The organism is Luteococcus peritonei (genome assembly GCF_039526385.1).
GTDB lineage: Bacteria > Actinomycetota > Actinomycetes > Propionibacteriales > Propionibacteriaceae > Luteococcus > Luteococcus peritonei.
Window position 1 is genome coordinate 69,320 of sequence record NZ_BAAAIX010000033.1, and the last position, 21,391, is coordinate 90,710.

16 protein-coding genes are annotated in these 21,391 nt (G+C 70.3%); 8 read left to right on the forward strand and 8 right to left on the reverse strand.

The features are described 5' to 3' along the window. Nucleotides 1-134: 134 nt before the first annotated feature. Nucleotides 135-1,625, forward strand: coding sequence for an APC family permease (locus ABD073_RS13710; protein ID WP_343875489.1), 1,491 nt, complete (start codon nucleotides 135-137; stop codon nucleotides 1,623-1,625). Nucleotides 1,626-2,124: 499 nt separating this feature from the next. On the opposite strand, the gene putP is transcribed toward ABD073_RS13710, so the two are convergent. Next, nucleotides 2,125-3,642: a sodium/proline symporter PutP gene (gene putP / locus ABD073_RS13715; protein WP_343875492.1), complete on the reverse strand. Its 1,518-nt coding sequence runs from the start codon at nucleotides 3,640-3,642 to the stop codon at nucleotides 2,125-2,127. A 92-nt stretch (nucleotides 3,643-3,734) separates the two neighbouring features. On the opposite strand from putP, the gene lipB reads away from it, so the two are divergent. The 3 genes from lipB to ABD073_RS13730 all read left to right on the forward strand — a co-directional run bounded on the left by lipB (nucleotide 3,735) and on the right by ABD073_RS13730 (nucleotide 5,884). Beyond that, complete coding sequence (lipB, locus tag ABD073_RS13720) at nucleotides 3,735-4,574, forward strand: lipoyl(octanoyl) transferase LipB (protein WP_386751598.1); 840 nt, start codon at nucleotides 3,735-3,737, stop codon at nucleotides 4,572-4,574. Continuing rightward, a complete protein-coding gene (gene lipA / locus ABD073_RS13725) occupies nucleotides 4,571-5,494 on the forward strand; it encodes a lipoyl synthase (protein ID WP_343875496.1) in 924 nt (307 codons plus the stop codon). Before lipB ends, lipA begins: the two co-directional genes overlap by 4 nt. A 117-nt stretch (nucleotides 5,495-5,611) precedes the next feature. Further along, entirely contained in the window at nucleotides 5,612-5,884 is a 273-nt protein-coding gene (locus tag ABD073_RS13730) for a hypothetical protein (protein ID WP_343875498.1), read from the forward strand. 271 nt (nucleotides 5,885-6,155) lie between these two features. Here the strand turns inward: ABD073_RS13730 and ABD073_RS13735 are convergent, their stop codons facing one another. Beyond that, nucleotides 6,156-7,484 (reverse strand): MFS transporter, encoded by a 1,329-nt coding sequence (locus ABD073_RS13735; protein ID WP_343875500.1) that lies wholly within the window; start codon nucleotides 7,482-7,484, stop codon nucleotides 6,156-6,158. An 88-nt stretch (nucleotides 7,485-7,572) separates the two neighbouring features. Between ABD073_RS13735 and ABD073_RS13740 the strand changes: the two genes are divergently transcribed. Next, nucleotides 7,573-8,670 (forward strand): NADH:flavin oxidoreductase/NADH oxidase, encoded by a 1,098-nt coding sequence (locus tag ABD073_RS13740; protein WP_343875502.1) that lies wholly within the window; start codon nucleotides 7,573-7,575, stop codon nucleotides 8,668-8,670. Between the two features lie 9 nt (nucleotides 8,671-8,679). Here the strand turns inward: ABD073_RS13740 and ABD073_RS13745 are convergent, their stop codons facing one another. The 3 genes from ABD073_RS13745 to ABD073_RS13755 all read right to left on the reverse strand — a co-directional run bounded on the left by ABD073_RS13745 (nucleotide 8,680) and on the right by ABD073_RS13755 (nucleotide 12,938). Further along, nucleotides 8,680-9,072 carry a hypothetical protein gene (locus tag ABD073_RS13745; RefSeq protein WP_343875503.1) on the reverse strand — a complete coding sequence of 131 codons (393 nt, stop codon included), beginning with the start codon at nucleotides 9,070-9,072 and terminating at the stop codon, nucleotides 8,680-8,682. A gap of 498 nt (nucleotides 9,073-9,570) precedes the next feature. After that, complete coding sequence (locus ABD073_RS13750) at nucleotides 9,571-12,075, reverse strand: ABC transporter permease (protein ID WP_343875505.1); 2,505 nt, start codon at nucleotides 12,073-12,075, stop codon at nucleotides 9,571-9,573. Further along, a complete protein-coding gene (locus ABD073_RS13755; RefSeq protein ID WP_343875508.1) occupies nucleotides 12,075-12,938 on the reverse strand; it encodes an ABC transporter ATP-binding protein in 864 nt (287 codons plus the stop codon). Before ABD073_RS13755 ends, ABD073_RS13750 begins: the two co-directional genes overlap by 1 nt. A 241-nt stretch (nucleotides 12,939-13,179) precedes the next feature. Between ABD073_RS13755 and ABD073_RS13760 the strand changes: the two genes are divergently transcribed. Continuing rightward, nucleotides 13,180-14,562: a GntP family permease gene (locus ABD073_RS13760; RefSeq protein WP_343875510.1), complete on the forward strand. Its 1,383-nt coding sequence runs from the start codon at nucleotides 13,180-13,182 to the stop codon at nucleotides 14,560-14,562. 98 nt (nucleotides 14,563-14,660) lie between these two features. On the opposite strand, the gene ABD073_RS13765 is transcribed toward ABD073_RS13760, so the two are convergent. The 3 genes from ABD073_RS13765 to ABD073_RS13775 are packed head-to-tail and all read right to left on the reverse strand — an operon-like array spanning nucleotide 14,661 to nucleotide 18,826. Next, complete coding sequence (locus ABD073_RS13765; protein ID WP_343875511.1) at nucleotides 14,661-15,404, reverse strand: gamma-glutamyl-gamma-aminobutyrate hydrolase family protein; 744 nt, start codon at nucleotides 15,402-15,404, stop codon at nucleotides 14,661-14,663. Continuing rightward, a complete protein-coding gene (locus ABD073_RS13770; protein ID WP_343875514.1) occupies nucleotides 15,404-16,843 on the reverse strand; it encodes an APC family permease in 1,440 nt (479 codons plus the stop codon). The genes ABD073_RS13765 and ABD073_RS13770 overlap by 1 nt, the downstream gene beginning before the upstream one ends. Nucleotides 16,844-16,897: 54 nt before the next feature. Beyond that, nucleotides 16,898-18,826 carry an MGH1-like glycoside hydrolase domain-containing protein gene (locus tag ABD073_RS13775; RefSeq protein ID WP_343875516.1) on the reverse strand — a complete coding sequence of 643 codons (1,929 nt, stop codon included), beginning with the start codon at nucleotides 18,824-18,826 and terminating at the stop codon, nucleotides 16,898-16,900. A 173-nt stretch (nucleotides 18,827-18,999) separates the two neighbouring features. Here ABD073_RS13775 and ABD073_RS13780 point away from each other — a divergent pair, with 173 nt between their 5' ends. Together ABD073_RS13780 and ABD073_RS13785 are read left to right on the forward strand one after the other, a co-directional pair. Then, nucleotides 19,000-20,040, forward strand: a complete 1,041-nt coding sequence (locus ABD073_RS13780) for a LacI family DNA-binding transcriptional regulator (protein WP_343875518.1) — start codon at nucleotides 19,000-19,002, stop codon at nucleotides 20,038-20,040. A gap of 76 nt (nucleotides 20,041-20,116) precedes the next feature. Beyond that, a complete protein-coding gene (locus ABD073_RS13785) occupies nucleotides 20,117-21,373 on the forward strand; it encodes a sugar ABC transporter substrate-binding protein (protein ID WP_343875521.1) in 1,257 nt (418 codons plus the stop codon). Nucleotides 21,374-21,391: the final 18 nt, after the last annotated feature.

Sequence of the window (21,391 nt, forward strand, 5' to 3'; positions counted from 1 at the left end):
CCCCCGCGGGGCCTCGTCCAGGAGCGCGACAAGGCCCCGCGAGGGCGCCACGCAGTGTTACGGCTGTGCAACGGTCGTGTCTCACAACCGAAAGGTCATTCCCCACACGGGTGTCCGTGGGTCACAGTGTGCGCATGACTGAAGCCAAAACCACCCACTCCCCGGCCGACGAGGGCCGTGGCGGCGAACCGTCGCTGAACCGCGTCATCGGCCCCGGCCTGCTGCTGCTGTTCATCATGGGCGACATCCTGGGCACCGGCGTCTACGCCCTCACCGGCAAGGTGGCGGCCCAGATCGGCGGCATCGTCTGGCTGCCCTTCCTGTGCGCCTTCATCGTGGCCCTGCTCACCGCCTTCTCCTACCTGGAGCTGGTGACCAAGTACCCCCAGGCCGCCGGCGCGGCTCTCTACACGCAGCGTGCGTTCAAGAGCCACTTCTTCACCTTCATCGTGGCCTTCACGGTGATGTGCTCCGGCCTGACCTCCTCCGCCTCCGCCTCCAAGGCCTTCGCCGGCAACTTCGCCGCGATGATGGGCTGGCACCTCGACGAGCACGGCATCGAGCTCAAGATGCTGGCCGCCGCCTTCCTGCTGATCGTGATGCTCGTGGTGCTGCGCGGCGTCTCGGAGTCGGTGAAGGTCAACGTGGTGCTGACCTGCATCGAGCTGTCCGGCCTGCTGATCGTGATCGTGGTGGGCCTGTGGGCCATCTTCCACGGCGACGGCGACTTCTCCCGCCTCACCGAGGTGAAGGTGTCCGAGGGCAAGACCGCCTTCAGCGCCGTCACTGCGGCCACCGCCCTGGCCTTCTTCGCCATGGTGGGCTTCGAGGACTCGGTGAACATGGCCGAGGAGACCAAGGACCCGGTGCGCACCTTCCCGAAGATGCTGCTGCTGGGTCTGTGCCTCACCGGCTTCGTCTACGTGCTGATCGCCATCACCTCGGTGGCGCTGGTGTCGCCGGACAAGCTGGGCGTCGGGTCCACCCCGCTGCTGCAGGTGGTGCAGGTGGGCGCCCCGAACTTCCCGACCGGGCTGTTCGCCGGCATCACCATGTTCGCGGTCTCCAACACCGCCCTGCTGAACATGATGATGGCCTCGCGCCTGCTCTACGGCCTGGCGCACGAGCGTGTGCTGCCCCGCTCGCTGGGCAAGGTCAGCGCCCGCACCCGCACCCCCTACGTCTCGATCGTCTTCACCACCCTGCTGGCCCTGGGCCTGGTCTGGTTCAGCAACCTGACCGCGCTGGGCGGCACCACCGCACTGCTGCTGCTGTGCGTCTTCACCGTGGTGAACATCGCGGTGCTGGTGCTGCGCAAGGATCGCGCCGACGAGCCGCACTTCCACACCCCGACGATCATGGCCGTGCTGGGCGCCATCACCGCCTTCTTCCTGGCCAGCCCGCTCTCGGGTCGTGCCACCAGTGACTACAAGGTGGCCGGCTGGCTGCTGCTGGTGGGCATCGTGCTGGGCCTGGTGACCTATGCCATCAACCGCTTCGTCTACCACGAGGAGACCAAGCTGCACGATGTCGAGCACCTGGGCGACGTGGAGTGGGAGGCGGAGCACCCGCTGCCGCCGGAGCCCCCGCTCTTCGATGCCATCCGGAACAAGGACAAGGACTGACCGAGCGCCTGCGGGCCGCCCGATCACGATCCCCTCGACCCGCTCCCGCCTGCCAGGCGGGGACCGGGTCGGGGGGATTCGTGCTTTCCCGCCCATCAACCCATGGGGCCGCGGGGTGTGGGCGCCCGCCGAACCCTGGGATCTGCACTCTCGATGCCCGACCCAGGCGATGTTCGGCCGATTCGGCGATCGACGGTGCGGATCTCAGGCTTGGACGGCTGCCCCACTGTGGGTGGTGGGCCGGGGACAGCGGGTGACGGAGCCTTGAAGAGATCCGGGGGCGTCCTCGCTGCATCAACCAGAATGCGCCACGATTCGCGCGTCGCGGGCCGACACGGCGCGTCTGGAGGTGGATCGTGGCGGGACCGGGTCGATCCGGCCGGACCGCTGGTCCGGGCGCCGTCAGTGGGAGCGCGGGGCGAATGTCCTGCCGGCCGGACACGACAGGGCCGGCACCCCGGGATGGTGCCGGCCCTGGTCGTCAGCCGGAGCAGCGTGCTCAGTCGTGCGCGTGCCTGACCGCGTGCACCGTCTCGTCGAACTCGGCCTCGATCTGCGGGTCGTGCTTGTAGGTGAACGAGCTGACCGCCCAGGCCACCAGCAGGCAGCCCAGGAAGCCGGGCAGGATCTCGTAGATGTCGAAGATGTGACCGGGCCCGCCGTCGACATTGCCGAACCAGCCCACGATCACGGCGCCGGTGATCATGCCGGCCAGGGCACCCCAGGTGGACAACTTCTTCCAGAACAGCGACAGCAGCACGATCGGGCCGAAGGAGGCGCCGAAGCCGGCCCAGGCGAAGGCCACCAGCGCCAGGATGGTGTCGTTCTGGGTCCAGGCCATGGCCGCGGCCACCAGCGAGACCACCAGCACGGCGATGCGGCCCATCATCACGTGGTGGTCGTCGGCCTTCTTGTCGGCACCGAGCGCCTTGTAGATGTCCTCCACCAGGGCCGAGGAGGTGACCAGCAGCTGGCTGGAGACCGTCGACATGATGGCGGCCAGCACGGCGGCCAGCATGAAGCCGGCGATCAGCGGGTGGAACAGGATCTGGCCCATCTTGATGTAGACGGTCTCCGGGTCGTCGAGCACCTGGCCGTTCTTCTGGAACCAGGCGGCGCCCACCAGCGCGGTGCAGATAGCGCCGACGACGGCGAAGAGCATCCAGCCGATGCCGATCCGGCGCCCCATCCGCGCCTCGGCGGTGCTGCGCAGCGCCATGAAGCGGACGATGATGTGCGGCTGGCCGAAGTAGCCCAGCCCCCAGGCGACGGCGGAGATGATGCCCATCAGCGCCAGGCCGGTCATCGGGTGCGGCAGGACGGCCATCCGGTTCAACCCCGCGGCGGCATCGGACTCGTTGACCAGTCGGCTGACATTGCCGAAGCCGCCCAGGTTCAGCAGGCCCACGATCGGCACGGCCACCAGGGCGGCGGCCATCATGGCGCCCTGCACGAAGTCGGTGTAGCTCACGGCCAGGAAGCCGCCGAACAGGGTGTAGGCCACGGTCACGCCGGCCACGATCAGCATGCCGGTGCGGTAGCCGGTGCCCAGGCTGGACTCGAAGAAGACGCCGCCGGCCACCATGCCACTGGAGACGTAGAAGGTGAAGAAGACCAGGATGATCAGGCCCGAGGTGATCCGCAGGGCCCGGCTGGAGTCGCGCAGCCGGTTCTCCAGGAAGCTGGGCACGGTGATGGAGTCGTTGGCCACCTGGGTGTAGGCGCGCAGGCGCGGGGCGACGAACTTCCAGTTCAGCCAGGCGCCCAGAGTGAGGCCCACGGCGATCCAGGCCTCCACCAGGCCCTTGGCGTAGATGGCGCCGGGCAGGCCCATCAGCAGCCAGCCCGACATGTCCGCCGCGCCGGCCGAGAGGGCGGCCACGGCGGGGGAGAGCTCGCGCCCACCGAGCATGTAGTCGTTCAGGTTGTGGGTCTTGCGGTAGGAGTACCAGCCGATGAACAGCATCGCAGCCATGTAGATGACCATCGCGATGATCAGGTAGAGCTTGTCACTCATGAAGGGCCTTTCGAGCTCCCGGGGGGCCGTGCAGGGGTTGCCGCAAGATACCGCGTGCCGGGGCTGTGGAGAAGGGCTTTCCACGTCGGCGTATGCTCCACCGGGTGACCGTCGAGTTCGAATACCTGGGCCTGGACCACCTCCCACCACGACGGATGGAGTACCACCGGGCCTGGCAGCGGCAGCGCGAGGTGCACGAACTGGTGAGCACCGGGCAGGCCCCCGACCGGGTGCTCTTCGTGGAGCACGACGCCGTCTACACCGCCGGCCGCCAGACCCTGGCCGAGGAGCGTCCCTTCGACGGGACGCCCGTGGTGGACGTCGACCGGGGCGGCAAGATCACCTGGCACGGTCCCGGCCAGCTGGTGGGCTACCCGATCGTGCGGCTGCCCGACCGGGTGGGCGTGGTGGACCATGTGCGACGCGTCGAGCAGGCCGTCATCGACGTGCTCGCCCTCTACGGCATCCAGGCCGGGCGGGTGCCGGGCCGCACCGGTGTCTGGCTGCCCGCCGACGACCCCTCCACCGTGACCCCCGCCGTGCCCGGCGCCAGCCACCATGCGAAGTCCACCGAGCGCACCGGCAACTACACCCCCGGCGTCCCCGACGCCGAGGCGATCGCCCCGCTGCAGCTCTCCGGCGTGCTGGGCCAGCCGGCCCCCGCCGCGCCGCGCACCGGACGCCCGGAGCGCAAGATCTGCGCCATCGGCATCCGGGTGACCAGGCGGACCACCATGCACGGCTTCGCGATCAACGTGGACAACGAGTCCGCGGGCTTCGACAACATCGTCCCATGCGGCATCCCCGATGCCGGGGTGACCACCATGGCCGCCGAGATGGCGGGCCCGCCGCCCAGCCTGCACGAGCTGGCCACGGCGCTGGAACCACTGCTGACGACCCATCTTTCCCGGGAAGGTAACCTGAGCCTGTGACGATCGCTCCTGAAGGCCGCAAGCTGCTCCGCGTCGAGGTCAAGAACTCGCAGACCCCCATCGAGAAGAAGCCGGCCTGGATCAAGACCACCGCCAAGATGGGTCCGGAGTACCGGGACCTGCAGAACCTGGTGAAGGGCGAGGACCTGCACACCGTCTGCCAGGAGGCCGGCTGCCCCAACATCTTCGAGTGCTGGGAGGACCGCGAGGCCACCTTCCTGATCGGTGGCGACCAGTGCACCCGTCGCTGCGACTTCTGCCAGATCGAGTCCGCCAAGCCGGAGGGTTACGACACCGCCGAGCCGCTGCGCGTGGCCGAGAGCGTGCAGAAGATGGGCCTGCGCTATGCCACCGTCACCGGCGTCTGCCGCGACGACCTCGAGGACGAGGGCGCCTGGCTCTACGCCGAGACCATCCGCAAGATCCATGAGCTGAACCCGGGCGTCGGCGTCGAGATGCTGGCCCCCGACTTCTCCGGCCGCCCCGAGCTGCTGCAGCAGCTCTTCGACGCCCGCCCCGAGGTCTTCGGCCACAACGTGGAGACCGTGCCGCGCATCTTCAAGCGGATCCGCCCCGGCTTCCGCTACGAGCGCTCGCTCGAGGTGCTGACCATGGCCCGCGAGGCCGGGCTGGTCACCAAGTCGAACCTGATCCTGGGCATGGGCGAGACCCGCGAGGAGATCAGCCAGGCGATGCAGGACCTGTTCGACGCCGGCACCGAGCTGCTCACCATCACCCAGTACCTGCGCCCGGCCGTCACCCTGCTGCCGATCGACCGCTGGGTCACCCCGCAGGAGTTCGACGAGCTGGCCGAGGAGGCCACCGAGATCGGCTTCACCGGTGTCATGTCCGGGCCCATGGTCCGCTCCAGCTACCGGGCCGGACGCCTGTACCGCCAGGCCATCGAGGCGCGCGGCTGACCCGCTGGGGCTCGCAAGTTAACAAGTTGACTGGTTTTCCAGCACCCCGACCGCCCGCCCCCCGGACCGGTACAGGAGACTGGAATGCCTGACAGGCAAGCAATTCGGGGGTGGCACATGGAGACGGCAGAGCGCGTCAAGGGTGGCTTCGAGCTGGTCCTGACCGAGCACGACGACAAGCAGGCGATCTACGAGACATGGGTGGCGCTGAGCACCGATTCTCACGGCTTCCATCGCTACATCATCAGCACCGGCGTCTGTGAACGGTTGGACAAGACCAAGCCCACCGAGTGCGACCTCTCGCTGGCCACCCGGATCGCCGGGGTGATCAACCGCGCCGTGGAGCAGACCGGCCAGCTGCCGGAGCGGATCACCCGCGAGTACTGGTGAGCCATGGCCCGGTGACGGGCAGGCTCCGCAGCGGTTCCAGGCCCGCGCGCACCATGCCGGGCAGGGTCAGGATGCCCGACCTCAGCACGGGCCAGATCCTGGCCGGGCGCCGGTGGGCCCTGGACCGCGCTGGGTCGGCATCACGGCCGTTGCGTGGGCTTCACGGCTGTTGCGTGGGCTTCACGGCTGTTGCAACGGGGGCGATGCAGCTCGACCAGCCGCGATCGGCCATCCAGGGGCCCCGAGCCGCCGCCAGCTGCCAGTGCCTGGCTCAGGCGGCGCCGCGGGCATCCAGGTCCGTCCCCCGGTTGAAGGTGGCCGAGCCCATCGGGCGGCTGGCCAGCCAGAACAGTGCAGCAGTGAGCGCATAGCTGACGCCGATCCCGGCCAGCACCAGGTGCGAGGCGCCGTCCTCGGGCAGCAGCACCATGCCCAGCACGGCAGCCAGCACGATGGCCGCGTTGAAGATGCCGTCATAGATCACGAAGACGCGGCCCTTCACGTCCTCGTCGACGTGGGCCTGCACGACGGTGTCGACGCAGATCTTGACCGACTGGGCGAACCAGCCCACCAGGAAGCTGGCCACCACCAGGCTCCAACGGTTCAGCACGCTGCCCGGACCCAGCTGCACCACGGCGCTGGCCAGCAGCAGCGCCACCATGGTGGCGCGCATCCCCAGCCGACGGGCCAGCGGTGGGACCAGCAGCACCGAGAGCGCGAAACCCACGCCGGAGGCACCCATCCACAGCCCGATGTCCGCCATGGCGCCGGTGACGTCGTCGGGGGCATGCAGGTGGCGGCGAAAGACCAGCAGCGCGGTCACCATGGTGAGGCCGTAGCAGACGCGCTGCACCGTGATGGTGGCCAGGCCGAGCAGGGCGGGTCGACGCCCGGCCAGGTGGCGCCCGGCGTCGGCGATCGCCTGCAGGGTCTCGCTGGCGCGGGTGCGCGGGGCGGGAACCAGCGGGCCCAGGTCGCGGCTGCCCAGCCTCGTCGCCACCAGGCAGGAGCAGGCCCACATCGCGGCGGCGCAGCAGAAGATCACGGCATCGGCCAGGTTCGCGCTCCACGGGGAGGCCAGCCGGATCCCGGCGGCCAGGCCGCCGCCCAGCAGCACCCCCAGGGGGCCGATCATCGGCATCACGGCCGAGGCGGTGAGGAATTCGTCGTCGTCGATGGTGTGCTGCAGCCCCGCTGCCAGCCCGGCCAGCACGAAGCGGTTCAGGGCCAGGGCCACCATCAGGCAGCCGAAGAGCAGGCCCGACAGCAGCGGGCCGCTGGCAGCACCGGCCACCAGACCGGCGATCACCAGCGCCAGCAGGCAGCGCGTGGCGTCCACCACCACCGCCACGGTGCGGCGCGACCAGCGGTCCAGCAGTCCGGAGACGAAGGGACCCACGATGCTGAAGGGCATCAGGGTGATGGCGAACATGGCCGCGATCGAGGCCGCGTCGGGCTGCTGGGCGGGGTTGAACAGGATGTGGGAGGCCATCCCCACCTGCAGGGTGCCGTCCGCGGTCTGGGTGAGCGCGCGGATGGTGAACAGCTTGCGGAACCTCGGATGGCGCAGCAGGTGCTGCAGCTGGCGCGCGAAGTTCACGGGGCTCCTGCCTGTGGCCGATGACGAGGCCCACAGCCTACGCGCTGCTCGTTCACCCGGTACTTGTCCGGAGCGGTTGAATGGAGCCATGACTGCCCCTGATGCCACCCTGTTCTCCCCGATCCAGCTCGACCGGCTCACCGTGCCCAACCGGCTGTGGGTCTCGCCGATGTGCCAGTACTCCGTGGAGCAGATGGACGGCGTCCCCACCCGCTGGCACCAGGTGCACTACGGCAGCTTCGCCCTGGGCGGCTGGGGCCTGGTGGTCACCGAGGCCACGGCGGTGCTGCCGGAGGGACGGATCAGCCCCTTCGACACCGGTATCTGGAACGACGAGCAGGTGGCGGCCTGGCGCGAGGTGACCGACTTCTCCCACGCCCAGGGCGTGCCGATCGGCATCCAGCTGGCCCATGCCGGCCGGAAGGCGAGCACCGACCGCTGGTGGCCCGGTGTCGCGGGCCGCAACATCCCCGCCGAGGAGGGCGGCTGGACTCCGGTGGGACCCACCTCCGCACGCTGGGAGTCCGAGGAGTACACCACCGAGGTCACCGAGATGAGCCCGGAGCAGATCGGTGAGGTCGTCGAGGCCTTCGGCCAGGCCGCCCGACGCGCGGAGCAGGCGGGCTTCGACGTGCTGGAGGTGCACGCCGCCCACGGCTACCTGCTGCACCAGTTCTACTCGCCGCTGTCCAACACCCGCACCGACGAGTGGGGCGGCAGCTTCGAGAACCGGGTGCGGCTGCTGTTGCAGGTGGTGGATGCGGTGAAGCAGGCCAGCTCGCTGCCGGTCATGGTGCGGATCTCCGCCACGGACTGGACCGAGGGTGGCTGGTCCGCCGAGGACTCCGTGGCGCTGTGCCGGCTGCTGCGCGAGCACGGGGTTGCCCTGGTGGACGTCTCCACCGGCGGCAACAACCCGATCTCGATCAAGGTCGGGCCCGCCTACCAGCTGCCCTTCGCGGAGCAGGTGCGCGCCGAGGCCGGCATCCCGGTGGCCAGTGTCGGCATGATCTCCGATGCCGAGCAGGCCGAGCAGATCGTCGCCGACGGTCGAGCCGATGCCGTCTTCATGGGTCGCACGGCCCTGCGTGACCCGATGTTCGCGCTGCGTGCCGCCCATGAGCTGGGCGTCGCGGCCACCGAGGTGAACTGGCGCCCGCAGCGCTGGCGCGGCGCCTGGCGCTGAGACCGACGGTCAGCCGGTGGCCAGGCGCCAGTCCAGGAATTCGCGCAGGTCGCCGGTTTCGCCGTCGCGACCGCCGCGGCCCACCTGCAGCGGCGGCGGGCTGGGCTGCAGCTTCACACCGGTGAAGCGAGCCATCCTGCCGCCCGGCACGGTCAGGACGTAGTAGCCGCCGTCCGTGCCGATGGCGATGGAGCGGTTGCGACGCAGGTACCAGCCCTGCTTGTCGGTTCGGGCCTGACCGCCGCCCATCAGGGCGGCCTGCAGCGGCTCGGGGGCGATCCCGCGTCGGGTGGCCTCGGTGACGAAGTCGTCGATCATCTGCTGGGCCCGCTCCGCCTCGGCCCGGACCGCCTGCTCGTTGAGCTCGACGCGACGGCGGGCGTCCTCCTGGCGCTGTGACATGGGCCAACTCTAGGCCTGGAGGCTGGGCCGCAGCGGGCTGGGGGCCGGGGGCCGAGGCATGGGAGCGATCTCGCAGGACGAGTTCGGCAGCAATTCCTTCAGACAGCTCTGACTACGGGTGGTAGGAGCTTGTTCGTTCAAAAGAAAGAGGCACCTGGAGGCCGCTGGTCACCCCCAGCGACCTCCAGGGCGTTCATGGATCGCCGGCTCGGGCTCTCCCCGGAAGGGGCCCGTCGAGCTGCGATGGATCAAGTATGCAGCACGGTCAGCGCAACTTTGGCCAAACGGACAAAACTTTTCTCAGGCGGTTCTTGGCCAGTGCCGCGCTGCAGTCCTCATGCCTGGTCCAGATGCGGTGTGACAAGGTACGACGCGGGCTCGGCGCGGGCGTCCACAGCCGACGGGATTGTGAAATTTCTTCCTCGGTCGGCCGCCCGGGACGACGAGCGCCCCACCTCGCCACGAGGTGGGGCGCCCGCTGTCCGCACGGCCGGGCCGTCACTCCTCCGCGAGGGCCTCCGTCGGGGTGGCTCCGGCGGCGCGACGTCCCGGCAGCACCGAGGTGAGGGCAGCGGCCAGCACGGCCACCGCGATCAGCCCCAGGGTCATCGGCCAGTTCACGCCGAACAGGATCTGGCTGTCCATCTCGGCCTGGCGCAGCAGGGCCTTCATGCCCAGCCAGCCGAAGAAGCCGCCGGCGAGCACGCCCACCAGCACACCGGCCAGGGCGAGCATCAGCGCCTCCACCAGCAGCATCAACCGCAAGGATGACTTCTGCATGCCCAGCGCCCGCAGCAGGGCCGACTCGCGGGCCCGCTCGATCACGCTCAGGCCCAGGGTGTTGCTCACACCGATCAGGGCGATCAGCACCGCCGCCCCGAGCAGGCCGGTGGTCACCAGCAGCAGGATCCGCAGCAGCTGCTTGATCATGTAGCTCTCCGTCGCCGAGCCGGAGGTGGACAGGCTCTGGTCACGCATCTGCACGCGGCCCAGCTGGGTCATGATCGTGCCGAGGTCGTCCTCGTCGGCCACGTCGATCCAGTAGGCCGTCGGGGCGGGCCTGGCCACCAGCTTGGCGAAGGAGGCATCGGAGACCATCGCCTGGTTGTAGCCCATGGCGCTGTTGGGGACGGCCTTCAGGGTGACCGTCTGGCCGTTGCCCACCAGCTCCACCGGGGTGCCGGCCTTCGTCTCGCGGCTGACCAGCACCTGGTCGTCGCCGATGGCGGGCAGCACGCCGGCCAGCTCACGGGCCTGGGGGGTCGCCTTCAGCACCGTGGAGACCGAGCCCTGCTCGCTGGTCACCGCGCCACCGGGCAGCACGGCCCGCCGGGCCACATTGGGCAGCTTGTCGAGTGCCGCCATGGTGTCGGCGTCGAGCGAGTAGTCGGTGGTCCTGCCGTCGGTCGACTGCTTGCCGTAGCTGCTCACCGTCAGGTCCACCGGGTAGCGGGCGGCGATCTCGGCCAGCACGGTGCGCTCGGCCGTGGCGGTGCCCACCTGCAGGGTGACGATCAGGCCGCAGGCCAGCATCAGGGCGGTGGCGGTGGCCGAGGCACGACGCGGGTTGCGCACCGCATTGCTGGCGGCCAGCCGAGGCGTTGCGCCGGCCAGTCCGAACAGTGCCCCCATGGCGCGCAGCACGGTGGGGATGAACAGCGGGGCCCCGAAGAGCACCGCGAGGCTGATCAGGCCGGCGCCCAGCACGGCGCGGGCCACCGGTCCGGTGACCACCGACTGCCCGTCGCCCACCGGTGCGCTCAGCGAGGTGACGGCCAGGAAGATGCCGAGCAGGCCGATGGCGCCGCAGATGATCGCCCGCACGATGGATCCGCGTCGGGCCTGCTCGCTGGTGGCCACCGGCTGCAGCGCCTCCAGCGGCGCCACCCGGGTGGCGCGCAGCGAGGGCAGCATGGCGGCCAGCACGGTGAGCACCACGCCGACGCCGAACTCCGCCGCCAGTTCGCCGACGGGCAGGCTGAGGCCGAAGTGCAGCGCATCGGTGAACCAGGAGCCGACGGTGGCGATCAGCACGCCCAGCAGCAGGCCCAGGGCCGAGCCCAGGGCGCCCAGCAGGACGGCCTCGGCCAGGAAGCGTCGCCGCACCTGCGCCCCGGAGGCACCGACGGCGCGCAGCAGGCCGATCTGGCGGCGCCGCTGGGCCAGCAGGATGGTGAAGGTGTTGGCGATGATGATGATCCCCACCAGGGCCGCGATGCCGCTGAAGGCCAGCAGCAGGTACTTCATCACGTCGAAGTCGCCGGTCATCTGGCTGGTGGCCTCGCGCTGGGCATGCTCGGCGGTGTCCACCATCAGGTTGGGGGCCGCGCCCGGGTAGGGCCGCTCGTCGGGGTTCTCCACCAGCGGCACGAGCGCCGGGCGCAGCGCGTCGATGGTGGCCTGCGGGTCGGAGCTCTTGATCCGGAAGCCGAGCGAACCGGAGGAGCCCATGGCCTCGATCCCCGCGGGGGCGGCATAGGCGCTCTGGAAGAAGATGCTGGGCACGTCGTCGGTGATGCCGGTGACGGTGAGCTTGGCCGGACCGGCCTCCACCTGCTGGCCCGGGGCGGTGATGCCGAGCTTGTCGGCCACCGGCTGGCTGAGCGCCACCTCGGTGGGCCTGGTGGGCCAGGTTCCCTGGGACAGCTCGGCCCAGCGGAACTGCTCACCGGGCACGCCGTAGAGGTTCACATAGGCCGAGCTCTTGTCGGTGCTGAGGGCGGCGAAGCCGTTCACGGAGCGCTCGACCGCGGTCAGGCCGGGGGCCTTCTTCACGGCCTGCTCCACCTGGGCGGGGGTGACCCCCTGCTTGGGGTTGGCGATGTCCACGACCACGTCGGCCTTGGAGGAGGGCAGCGCCATCATCTTGCCCAGCGCGGAGGTCTGGGTGTCGACGAAGATGCTGACCGCGGACATGAAGCCCACGCTGATGGCGATCGCCACCAGGGTGGCGACGATCCGTCCGGGATGGTGGCGCAGCTCGCGCCAGGCGTCGGCGAACATCAGGCGTCCACCCGGCCCAGCGCCTCGTTGACCGAGTCCACGGTGGGACGGTCCAGGTCGTCGACGATGTGGCCGTCGAGCAGGATCAGGGCGCGGTCGGCCCAGGCGGCGGCCTTGGCGTCGTGGGTGACCATGATGATGGTCTGGCCCAGCTCGTCGACGCAGCGACGCAGGTACTCCAGCAGGGCGGTGCCGGTCTTCGAGTCCAGCGCACCGGTGGGCTCGTCGGCGAAGATCACGTCGGGGCGGGTGATCATGGCGCGGGCCACGGCGACGCGCTGCTGCTGGCCGCCGGACAGCTCGCTGGGGCGGTGCGAGAGCCGCTCGGACAGTCCGAGCGATCCGGTCAGCTGCTCCAGGAAGGCGTTGTCCGGCTTGCGGCCGGCCAGCTCCAGGGGGAGCAGGATGTTCTGCCGGGCGGTCAACGTCGGCAGCAGGTTGAAGGACTGGAAGACGAAGCCCACCCGGTCTCGGCGCACCGTGGTGAGCTGCTTGTCGGACAGGGCGTTGAGCTCCTGGTCGGCCAGCACGACGTGGCCGGAGGTGATCCGGTCGAGCCCGGCCAGGCAGTGCATCAGCGTGGACTTGCCGGAACCGGAGGGGCCCATGATGGCGGTGAAGCTGCCGCGCTCGAAGGCCACGTCGACGTGGTCCAGGGCAGTGACCTGGGTCTTGCCGGAGCCGTAGACCTTCACCAGGTCGACGGTGCGCGCCACCACCTCGCGCGCCTCGGTGGCGGCGCGGCCGGGGCGGTGCGGCGGGCCGGCCGGCTGCGGGGAGGAGCCGGTGGCCGGCTCGGTAGCGGCGCGGCTGGGGACGGGGCCGGTGGGATCACCGGGGACGGGCTGGGCGGGTGCCGACATGGCGCGGGCCTTCCTGGACGTGGCTGATGGGGAGGGAAGTTCCCCGACAGCAGCGAATCTAGGGCCCGGTCGGCTCGCCACACCTCCACCCAGGGTTTCTGTGTCCGGATGGCCAGCTCATACCCCGGGGGGAGGCGATGCGACAATTTGGTCCTACCTTTGCGATGATGGCCCGGCCTGTTCGGGACGCACCGGCCAACGATGGTCGGCGGGCCCGGGCCCACAAGACAAAGGAGTCGTCGTGATCGACGGATGGACCCAGACGATGGGGGCGCTGCCCCTGCTCGGCATCGCGGCAGGAGCGATTGCGCTCATCCTGCTGCTGGTGATCGTCTTCAAGCTGCACGCCTTCTTGACCCTGATCCTGGTCAGCCTGCTCACCGCCTTCGCCACCGGCATCCCGGCCGGCCAGATCGTCACGGTGCTGACCAGCAGCTTCGGCAACACGCTCGGATCGGTGGCCCTGCTGGTGGGCCTGGGGGCCATGCTCGGCAAGCTGGTGGAGTACTCCGGCGGCGCGCAGGCGTTGGCCGACAAGCTGATCCAGCTCTTCGGTGAGGCGCGCGCCCCCCTGGCGCTGGGCGTCACCTCGCTGCTGATGGGCTTCCCGATGTTCTTCGACGCCGGCCTGGTGGTCATGCTGCCGGTGATCTTCGCCGTCGCCGCCCGTCTCGGCGGACCGGTGCTGCGCTACGCCATCCCGGCGGCCGTCGCCTTCTCCGTGATGCACGTCTTCGTCCCGCCGCACCCCGGCCCGGTCACCGCCACCGAGCTGTACGGCGCCAACCTGGGCCTCGTGCTGGCGCTGGGCCTGCTGGTGGCCATCCCCACCTGGTACGTCTCCGGCTACCTGTGGGGCAAGGTCTGCGCCCGCCAGTTCCCCTTCACCGACACCGACGGCCTGTTCGGCACCCTGGACGACGGCGAGGTCAAGAACCCGCCGAAGGTGTCCACCGTCGTGCTGGTCCTGCTGCTGCCCATGCTGCTGATCTTCATGAACACCGGTCTGGACTTCCTGCGCGCCTCCGGTGCCGTGTCCAAGGACGCCACCTGGTTCAACGTGGCCCGCGCCGTCGGCTCCTCGCCCGTGGCGCTGCTGATCTCCGTGCTGGTGGCGCTGTGGCTGCTGGGCTCGGCGCGCGGCGAGAACGGCACCGCGCTGGAGAAGATCGTCGACTCCTCGCTCGGCCCGATCTGCTCGGTGGTGCTGATCACCGGTGCCGGCGGCATGTTCGGCGGCGTGCTGCGCGCCTCCGGCATCGGCCAGGCGCTGAGCGACTCGCTCAAGGGCATCGGCCTGCCGGTGATCGTGGCCGCCTGGCTGATCGCGGCCATCATGCGCGTGGCGCAGGGCTCGGCCACCGTGGCGCTGGTGACGGCCGCGGGCCTGATGGCCCCGGCGGTGGCCGCCGGCGGCTACTCCAGCGGCCAGGTGGTGGCCATCACGCTGGCCACCGCGGCCGGCTCGGTCTTCGCCAGCCACGTCAACGACTCCGGCTTCTGGCTGGTGGGCCGGCTGTTCGGCATGGACGTGTCCACCACGCTGCGCACCTGGACGGTGCAGCAGACCCTGGAGTCGCTGCTCGGCTTCGCCGGCTCGCTGCTGCTCTTCGCGGTGCTCTGAGCCTCACCCTGGGCGACGTCGTGATCTGCGACGCCGCATGACCTGACAGACGGCGGGCGGACCCTGGTGGGTCCGCCCGCCGTCGGTCGTGCCGAGGCTCAGGACTCCCAGCGGCCGGCCACCAGGTCCACGAACCAGGTGAACAGGGCCTTGGCGCGGGCGTCGGAACCGCTCATCATCTCCGGGTGCCACTGCACCGCGAACAGGTCGAACTCCTCGCCGGTGTACTCCACGGCCTCGACGATCCCGTCGGCGGCGCGGGCCACGACGGCCAGCTGCTCGGCCACCCGGTCCACCGCCTGGTGGTGGAAGGAGTTCACCACCGCGCTGCGGGTGCCCCAGGCGTCGTCCAGGAAGCTGTCCGGCTCGATGCTGATCGCGTGCGCGCCCAGCGCCGGGTTGCCGCCCATCATGTGGCGCTGAGGGCTGCCGGCGTGCGAGATGTCCTGGTGCAAGGTGCCGCCCAGGAAGGTGTTGACGATCTGCAGGCCGCGGCAGATGCCGAAGGTGGGCAGACCGGCCTCGCGGGCCAGCCGCAGGGCCTCCAGCTCGAAGGCGTCACGCCTCGGGTTCGGCACGCCGCACTCCAGCCGGGGCTGGGCACCGTAGCGCAGCGGGTCGACGTCCTGGCCGCCGGCCAGCACCAGGCCGTCGAGCAGGGCCAGCTGGTCCGGCAGCACCGAGAGCTCCGGCGTTGGCGGGATCAGCACCGGCACCGCACCGGCTGCCAGCAGCGAGCGGTGGTAGTCCTCGTTCACCGTCACCCGCGCATAGCCCGGGAACAGGTAGTGCGGGTCCAGCTCCAGGTTCGTGATGATGCCGATCACGGGACGGGTGGACATCAGGCCTCCAGGGGGTCGCGAGGATCGGTGGGCTCGCCGCGGTAGGCGCCGAGCTTCCAGGGAATGTACAGGGCCAGCGGCAGCACCACGTAGCCCACCACCATGGCCCAGACGGCCCACTGGTTGGTGGATCCGTCGGGATTGCTGAACTGGCCCTTCCAGTCGAAGCGCGCCATCAGGAAGACCGAGGCGGCCAGGCCCAGCAGCGGCACCACCACGTCGGTGAGCACATTGCGGTGCGCCGCCAGGGTCTGGTGGCGGGCGCGGCCCAGGAAGAAGAGCACCACGGCCACCGGCACCACCAGGAACTGGATGAAGCGGGAGACCGAGGAGATCACCATGATGCCGCGCATCGAGTAGCCGAAGGCCATCGGGATGGCGATGGCCACGCCCGCGGTCAGCAGGAAGGCGGCCACCGGAACGCCACGGCGCGACTCACGGCTGATGAAGCCCGGCACCATCCGCTGGCGGCTCATGGCGTCGAAGATGCGCGGGGTGGAGAAGGAGGCGGCCACGTTGATGCCGAACATGCTCACCACCGCGCCCAGCACCACCAGGTTGCGCACCACCGGGTTGGCGAAGGCGCTGGCCAGGATCACCGGCTCGGTGGAGTTCAAGATGCCGGTGGGGTTGACCATCATGGCGATCCCCACGACGCCCACGTAGACCACCATCACCAGCAGCACGCCCAGCGGAATGGCACGCGGCAGGTTGTGCTCCGGGCGCTCCATCTCGCTGGCGGCCGTGGCCACCGACTCGAAACCGGTGTAGGCGTAGAAGGCGCTCAGCACCGCGCCCACGAAGACGGTGGTGGACATGGCCGGGATCAGCGGGCTGCCGTCGGGTGCCTGCAGGCCGGAGATCTCGCCGAAGTGGTTCTCCCCGGTGCGGGCCAGCACCACCAGCCCGGCGACGATGGCCAGCACCAGCGCGGCGACCTTGCCGATGGTGGAGATGTTGTTGAACCACTTGGTGATGCCGGTGCCGGCCAGGTTGATGGCCAACAGGACGGCCATCAGCACGACGAAGCCGATCGTGGTGCTGGTGGTGGTGACCGCCTCCTTGCCGCCGACGATGCCCAGCACGGTGGTCACCACGGCGGTGGCCATCACGCCCCAGGCGATCGCGCCCGCCATGAAGCGGGTGACGCCGACGTAGAAGCCCAGGTCGTCGCCGAAGGCGCGTCGGGCGTAGGCGAAGGAGGAACCGTTCTCGCTGACGTACTTGGCCGCGGAGGCGAAGGTGACCGCCAGCAGGCCGGCGAACAGGCCGGCCAGCACGTAGACCAGCGGGGTCCAGGTGCCGGCCACCTTGATGACGCCGGCGGGGGACAGGAAGATGCCGGTGCCGATGATGCCGTTCACGGTCAGCAGCACGATGGACCAGAAGCCGAAAGGGCTGCGGGTGGCCGCGGGCGCGGCGGGGGTGGGCTTTGCCATGTGCCCATGCTCCGCCCTGACGGGTTGAACCTTCCAACCCGTCAGGATGTGGACTCAGCCGGGCAATGCCCCCAGGGCGCGCGCCACCACCACGGCACTGGTGGCGGCCCAGGCCTGGGGCCGGCACGAGGCCGGGTAGGGCTGGGGCGGGAAGACCGCGTCGGCCGCCATCCCGCCGAAGAGCTCGGGCATCCGGTAGCCGAAGCCCTCGGCGGCGCGCAGCAGGGCGGCGGCCAGCTCGCGGGCCTGCTCGTCGAAGCCCTCGCGCAGCATCCCGTCGATGATGAAGGCGGTGTCATGGGTCCACACAGAGCCGACGTGGTAGCTCAGCGGCCAGTAGCCGCCATTGGTCTCGCTCATGGTGCGCACGCCGTAGCCGGAGGCCATCGACGGGTGCACCAGGCGCTCCACGACGGTCTCGGCCTCGGAGTCGGTGAGGATCCCGGTGCCCAGCAGGTGGCCCATGTTGGAGGCCACGCCGGTCACCTGACGCTTGTCCCCGTCGAGGGCCAGCACGGGGTAGCGGCCCAGCTCGTCGGCGGCCCAGAAGTGCTCGCGGAATCGGGTGGCGAGCTGCTCGGCCCAGCCGGTCCAGAAGGCGGCGGCCTCGGTGTCTGCCTCGTAGCGGGCCAGCAGCCGGGCGCCGTGCAGCGCGGCGGCATGGGCATAGCCCTGCACCTCGGCCAGCGCCACCGAGCCCTTGGCGAGGCTGCCGTCGGCGAAGCGCACCGAGTCGCCGGAGTCCTTCCAGCCCTGGTTGGCCAGGCCGTGGCCGGACTCGTCGCGGTACTCCAGGAAACCGTCGCCGTCGGCATCGCCGTGGTCGGCCAGCCAGCCCAGCGCGGCGCGCAGGTTCGGCAGCAGCTCGCGGACGGTGGCCTCGTCCAGGCCGCGCTCCTCGGCCTCGCCCAGCAGCATGATCCACAGCGGGGTGGCGTCGATGGTGCCGTAGTAGAGCGGCGGCAGCGAGATGTGCGCCGAGCCGTCGGAGTCGTCGGTGGGCAGGTGGCCCAGCGCCAGCTCCAGGGTCTCCTGGCGCACCTCGTGCAGGATCTTGCCGGGCTGTTCGGCGCGGTCCACGTCGACGACGGTCCCCTGCAGCCTGGCCAGCACCTTGAGGGTGCCGGTGGCCACGCCCAGGTCATGGGCCAGCAGGTTGCGCGCAGCGATCAGCGAGTCGCGGCCGAACAGGGTGAAGTACCAGGGGGCGCCCGCGGCCAGGAAGGTGTGCTCGGGCATCGACGGGTGGGCCAGCCGCAGACCGTTGATGTCGGCGAAGGAGTGCTCCACCAGACGCCTCAGGCTCGGGGAGGCGTCGGTCAGGGCGGGCAGCGCCAGCGGCTCGGCGCTGGCCCCCACGAAGGGCAGGCCCTCGTCGCGCAGCTCCAGCTGCCAGCCGGCATCGGCCACCCCGCGGGCCGGTACCCGCAGTCGCCAGCGCAGCCGCCAGGCGCCGTCGTCGCTGGACACGGTGGCATCGGTGCGCAGCCGGGCGCTGGTGCGCTCATCGCGCCAGGACCAGCCTCCGGTGGGATCACCGAGCTGCTCGGCCGGCAGCGGGCTGGGCGTCTCGCCGCCCTTGACCGCCTGCATGCCGGTGGCATCGGGTCGCAGCACCAGCTCCAGGTCCACCTCGAGGTCCTGCAGCGAGGCGGTGGTGAGCACGTAGCGCTCGCGGACGCCGGAGGTGGTGACCTCGCGGATCCGCTCCAGCACCAGGGCCGGGTCGACGCCCAGCTCGGGGGTGCGCAGCACGTACTGGAAGCGCACCCGGGCGCCGCCGCGCTCGTCGGTGGCGATGTGCTCCAGGGCATGGCTCGGGGAGCCCAGCAGCAGCTGGGAGGCGATGCGGGTGTCTCCGCAGAAGACTCCCTCGACGTCGCGGAGCGCGGCCAGACCGTCCGCCTGGCCGTCGGGGGCGGACCAGGCCTGCACAGGGGCGGCGACGACCGCGCAGCGGGAGTTCAGGAAGGGCTGTTGCATGGGGGGACCGTTCTTGCTCGGGGACAGGCGGTCACGGGTTGGCAACATCGCCATCCAATTTCCCCGGGACACTTGACGTGCCTGCCGTCCGGGGGCGACGCTATCAGCATTCTTGATCGTTCAAAAGGGCATCGGAGCCCCGGTGACGATCTGCGATCCAAGGAGGGATCCGGATGGCCAGGCCAACGTTGGTCAGTCTTGCACGCGAGCTCGGCGTCTCGCGTCAGACCGTCTCGAACGTCATCAATGCACCCCATCTGGTCAAGACCGAGACCCGGGAACGCGTGCAGGCCGCCATCGAGGCCTCCGGCTACCGCCCCAACGTGGCCGCCCAGGCACTGCGCAACCGCCGTTCCATGACCCTGGCGATGCGGATGCACCCCACCCTGGAGGACGGCATCAACGGTGCCATCCGCGACCGCTTCCTGCACCATCTGGTGGTGGCGGCGCGGGCCCAGGGCTACAGCCTGCTGCTGACCACTGCCGACAGCTTCGACGACGAGGTGGACGTGCTCACCGAGATGCACGTGCGCGGCACCATCGACGGTTGTGTGCTCACCGACACCCACGCCGGCGACAGCCGCCCCTCCCGGCTGGTGGCCAATGGTGTGCCGGTGGCCGCCTTCGGTCGTCCGTGGGGCCACGACGAGCGCCATCCCTGGGTGGACGTCGAGGGCTGGCGCGGCACCCACGCCGCCACCAACCACCTGCTGGAGGCCGGCCACGAGCGGATCGGCTTCATCGGCTGGCCCGGCAACTCCGACACCGGCGTGGACCGCCGCACCGGCTGGGAACGGGCGATGGCCGAGCACGGCTACGGCGCCGAGACCGGCCGCTGGCAGGCCGAGCGCGTGGACCAGATCGAGCAGGGCATGGAGGCCGCCGAGAAGCTGCTCGACGAGGGCGTCGAGGCCTTCGTCTGCGCCTCCGACTCCCTGGCCCTGGGTGCCCTGGAGGCGGTCCGCCGCCGGGGCTTCGAAGGGCTCGAGGCGCCCGTGATCGGCTTCGACAACACCCCGGTGGCGCGCGCGATGGGGCTGTCCAGCCTGGACCAGCCGGTGGAGCAGGCCGCCGAGGTGCTCTGCCGCCAGCTGGTGGCCCGGATCGCCGCCAGTCAGGACGCGACCGGCTCCGTCGAGGACGAGCACGTCCTGCTGGAGCCCACCCTCGTCGTGCGCGAGCTGGCCGAGATGTACGCCCCCGTCGAGGACTGAAGACCCCCACCGGGCGCCCCGCCGCCCAGCAGAATCCCACCACCCGGCCCGACCGGCGACAGAACAGGAAAGACCCATGACCAAGACCACCCGCACCACCGCCCTGCTGGCCGCCGTCTGCCTGCCCATGGCGCTCACCGCCTGCGGCGGGGGCGGCTTCGACTCCGGCTCCGGCGCCTCCGCCAGCTCCTCGGCCGAGGCCAAGCAGACCCCCACCGCCAAGGAGGTCACGGTGCTGATCGGCTCCTCCGGCGATGCCGAGACCAAGGCCGTCACCGAGGCCGTCGCCGCCTGGAGCAAGCAGAAGGGCATCCCCGCGAAGGTGCAGGTGGCCGCCGACCTGCCCCAGCAGGCCGCCCAGGGCTTCGCCGCCGACAGCCCGGCCGACGTGGTCTACACCGCCACCGACGTCTTCGCCTCCTGGGTGAAGGCCGGCAACCTCTACGCCTACGGTGACCAGCTCAGCAATGCCGACGACTACTACGACGGCCTGAAGCAGGCCTTCACCAGCGAGGGCAAGTTCTACTGCGCCCCCAAGGACTTCTCCACCCTGCAGCTGGTCATCAACGACAAGCTGTGGAAGGAGGCCGGCCTCACCGAGGCCGACCACCCCAAGACCTGGGAGGACCTGGCCACCGTCGGCAAGAAGCTCACCAAGGGCAAGGTCAAGGGCCTGACCTTCGGCCCCGAGATCCAGCGCGTGGGCGTCTTCCTGGCGCAGAACGGCGGCGGGCTGGAGACCGACGGCAAGGCCACCGCGAACAGCGAGGCCAATGTCGAGGCGCTGACCTGGGTGAAGCAGGCGATGGCCGACGGCTGGGCCGCCTACTCCTCCGACCTGGGCTCCGGCTGGGGCGGCGAGGCCTTCGGCAAGCAGCAGGCGGCCATGGTGATCGAGGGCAACTGGATCACCGGCGCGCTGGAGGGTGACTTCTCCGACGTCGACTACACCGTCGTCGAGCTGCCCGAGGGCAAGACCAAGGGCACCCTGCAGTACACCAATTGCTGGGGCGTGACCGCCAAGGGCGACAACATCGGCGGTGCCGTGGACCTGGTGGAGCACCTGACCACCACCGAGCAGCAGCTCGCCTTCGCCAAGGCCTTCGGCGTGATGCCCTCGCGCAAGTCCGCCAAGGAGCAGTGGACCAAGGACAATCCCGCCATGGTGCCCTTCATCAACGGCGCCGACTACGCCCAGAACCTGCCCGCCGAGGTGGGCGCCCTGGACGTCATCAAGGACATGAACGCCCAGCTCGGCCAGCTCAAGACCAAGGAGCCCAAGGCCATCCTGGACGGCGCGCAGTCCAACCTCGAGGCCATCGTCGCCGGCTGATCCCAGAACCTGACGAGC

Bases quoted from the DNA above. Each gene is read 5' to 3' on its own strand.
- ABD073_RS13775 (WP_343875516.1), bottom strand. From the start codon at position 18,826: ATGCAACAGCCCTTCCTGAACTCCCGCTGCGCGGTCGTCGCCGCCCCT.
- ABD073_RS13755 (WP_343875508.1), bottom strand. From the start codon at position 12,938: ATGTCGGCACCCGCCCAGCCCGTCCCCGGTGATCCCACCGGCCCCGTC.
- ABD073_RS13730 (WP_343875498.1), top strand. From the start codon at position 5,612: ATGGAGACGGCAGAGCGCGTCAAGGGTGGCTTCGAGCTGGTCCTGACC.
- ABD073_RS13770 (WP_343875514.1), bottom strand. From the start codon at position 16,843: ATGGCAAAGCCCACCCCCGCCGCGCCCGCGGCCACCCGCAGCCCTTTC.
- ABD073_RS13780 (WP_343875518.1), top strand. From the start codon at position 19,000: ATGGCCAGGCCAACGTTGGTCAGTCTTGCACGCGAGCTCGGCGTCTCG.
- putP (WP_343875492.1), bottom strand. From the start codon at position 3,642: ATGAGTGACAAGCTCTACCTGATCATCGCGATGGTCATCTACATGGCT.
- ABD073_RS13765 (WP_343875511.1), bottom strand. From the start codon at position 15,404: ATGTCCACCCGTCCCGTGATCGGCATCATCACGAACCTGGAGCTGGAC.
- ABD073_RS13740 (WP_343875502.1), top strand. From the start codon at position 7,573: ATGACTGCCCCTGATGCCACCCTGTTCTCCCCGATCCAGCTCGACCGG.
- ABD073_RS13710 (WP_343875489.1), top strand. From the start codon at position 135: ATGACTGAAGCCAAAACCACCCACTCCCCGGCCGACGAGGGCCGTGGC.
- lipB (WP_386751598.1), top strand. From the start codon at position 3,735: ATGCTCCACCGGGTGACCGTCGAGTTCGAATACCTGGGCCTGGACCAC.
- ABD073_RS13750 (WP_343875505.1), bottom strand. From the start codon at position 12,075: ATGTTCGCCGACGCCTGGCGCGAGCTGCGCCACCATCCCGGACGGATC.
- ABD073_RS13785 (WP_343875521.1), top strand. From the start codon at position 20,117: ATGACCAAGACCACCCGCACCACCGCCCTGCTGGCCGCCGTCTGCCTG.
- ABD073_RS13745 (WP_343875503.1), bottom strand. From the start codon at position 9,072: ATGTCACAGCGCCAGGAGGACGCCCGCCGTCGCGTCGAGCTCAACGAG.